This is a genomic window from Mycobacterium sp., from assembly GCF_049281135.1.
In the GTDB taxonomy this organism is placed as follows: Bacteria; Actinomycetota; Actinomycetes; order Mycobacteriales; family Mycobacteriaceae; genus Mycobacterium.
The window spans coordinates 1-1,966 of sequence record NZ_JBAPRN010000691.1 but is presented as its reverse complement, the minus strand read 5'-3'; the positions used below and the strand labels follow the sequence as shown (position 1 = coordinate 1,966).

The window sequence follows — 1,966 nt, the reverse complement described above, 5'->3', positions numbered from 1 at the left end:
GGCCAGCGCGCCGGCGACATCGTCCTCGTCGACTCCACGAACTTCACCACGCTTTTCGGCGGCACCGACAGCCTCAAGAATTTTTGGCACAACCTGGCCACCATGAAGTGACGTTCCAGCGGGGAAGGTAGGTCACAATGCCCGGTATGGCAGCGATGGCGATGGGCGCAGCTCCCGTCGTGGGTGGTGCGCTATTCGGCGCTGCGGTGGGACAACTCAGGGGTCCCAACCTGCGCGAGGGGATCAAACAAGACCTAGAGCTGCTCGAGCAGCTGCCTGAAATCGAGGCGGTCCGGCGGGATGCGTTGCGGCGCAGCATTGACGACCGCATCGACGAACTGATCGTGGCGGAGGACACGGCACGGCGGCTGCGCACCGCCGCCAGTTCTTATGAAGGAAGCTGGCGTGACATCGTCCTATTTGCCTGCACGGTGCTTTTCTCGGTTGTCTGGTGGTCTGTCGACCACGACCGGGACAGCTGGCTGCCCGTATTCGTCACCACGATTGTGGCATCGGCCGTGGCGGCCGGCTACACAGTCCGGGGTCTGCGCCGAAGCGTGCACAGGATGCGTCGTCGCGCCGATCGTGGTCAGCAGTCGTAAGCCGCGTTCGCCCGGTCACACGCGGTTGGCAACACAGGTGCGAGCGTCGTCGGTGGCTTCGCGCGCCACGCGGGCTTGGCTGGCCCATCGGGCAACCAGGGTCCGCATCGACCCGGGGGCGCCGCTACGTGCCGACTGCGGCATGCTCGCCGGCCGTAGCCGCGACGGGGACGGGCGCTCACCGGACGGCCGAAAGCCGACGCATCAGTGACAGCACCAAACCCCGTACCCGTCCTCACCAGTTTCACCGCCGACGAGATCGACACGATCTACAACGACCTTTGGGCGGCGGGTTACGTCCTGCATTGCACGGACATCAAGGACGCGGAGGTTGTGGTTCCCATGGACGACCGGTTGCGCGAGATTGGCGACGTGCTGCACGACATCTGCGACAGGCTGTTAGTACCCGACGAGGCCGACGCGCGTCCGCGCCGGCGAGCGCCTACGCAGGGCCACGCCTTTCACAATCCCTGTAGCCCGAGTTGAGCATTCGCTCATTCAGCAAGCTGGATCAAACGGACCACAATGGGCGATAGGACGGAGCAGAATCCGAATGCGTAGGGCCCAAACTTGGAGTACAGGAATCGCATGAAAAGAATGAAGAAAATCATAACTTGCGCTTCATTGGTATTTTTCGGCTTCTGTGCGTCAATACTTCTCGCGGCTGGATCGGCTCACGCCGACCTCTGCCCGTATCCCGGCGTTGGGTCCGGTGGCGGCGCTTTGTTCGCGCAAGGCGGCTTTTGCGACTACCCGACCGAGATCAACGGCTCGCATATGCATTGCGAGGCAGGTGGTTTCGGCGTCAACGGCATTCTCGGTGCCGCTAACGGCGGCGGTAGCTTCGCATTCGGTGGCGCTGGTATCGGCGCTCTTAGTTGTACGTGGCGCTGTCCAGACGGCGTTACATCACCGGCACCCAACCCGCCAGGGTTGTGGAGGGAATACATGGTGGTGATGAACTCTACTAACTTCTGCAAGGATCACATGAATCCCAACGGATTCACCAGCGATCCCGTTCTAGCCACCGAGGGAATACCGCCAGATGAGCGACCACCGGAAGCACCGGAAATACCGGGACGACCGATCCCCAAACCGGGACCACCAGCACCCGCGTTGCAAGTAACACCGGGGATACCGGGAGCGTTAACACCAGGGATACCGAATCCGTAATGGACCGGCACGTCGCGTGGATTGTTGTGTATGAACTGCGTGCCGGTTTTCATCTGACGCGGGCTGGTCCGTTCATCACCGAGCAGTTGACGCCGAGCGATGGGTCGAATGTGCCATACGCCTACTGCCCGTGATACCGCAACCCGAAGTGCGCTCAAAATGTGCTGATCAGTGCTCACTACATCAGGTAG

3 protein-coding genes are annotated in these 1,966 nt (G+C 61.8%); all 3 read left to right on the top strand.

Annotation, left to right across the window (positions count from 1 at the left end; all coding sequences use genetic code 11):
* Window positions 1–137: 137 nt before the first annotated feature.
* The 3 genes from WAN02_RS27785 to WAN02_RS27775 all read left to right on the top strand — a co-directional run bounded on the left by WAN02_RS27785 (window position 138) and on the right by WAN02_RS27775 (window position 1,909).
* The gene (locus WAN02_RS27785; protein ID WP_422268457.1) at window positions 138–602 is read left to right on the top strand and encodes a hypothetical protein; all 465 of its coding nucleotides are present in this window, start codon (window positions 138–140) and stop codon (window positions 600–602) included.
* A 207-nt stretch (window positions 603–809) separates the two neighbouring features.
* Window positions 810–1,088: a hypothetical protein gene (locus WAN02_RS27780; protein ID WP_422268455.1), complete on the top strand. Its 279-nt coding sequence runs from the start codon at window positions 810–812 to the stop codon at window positions 1,086–1,088.
* A 686-nt stretch (window positions 1,089–1,774) separates the two neighbouring features.
* Entirely contained in the window at window positions 1,775–1,909 is a 135-nt protein-coding gene (locus tag WAN02_RS27775; protein WP_422268453.1) for a hypothetical protein, read from the top strand.
* The last annotated feature ends 57 nt before the right edge of the window (window positions 1,910–1,966 follow it).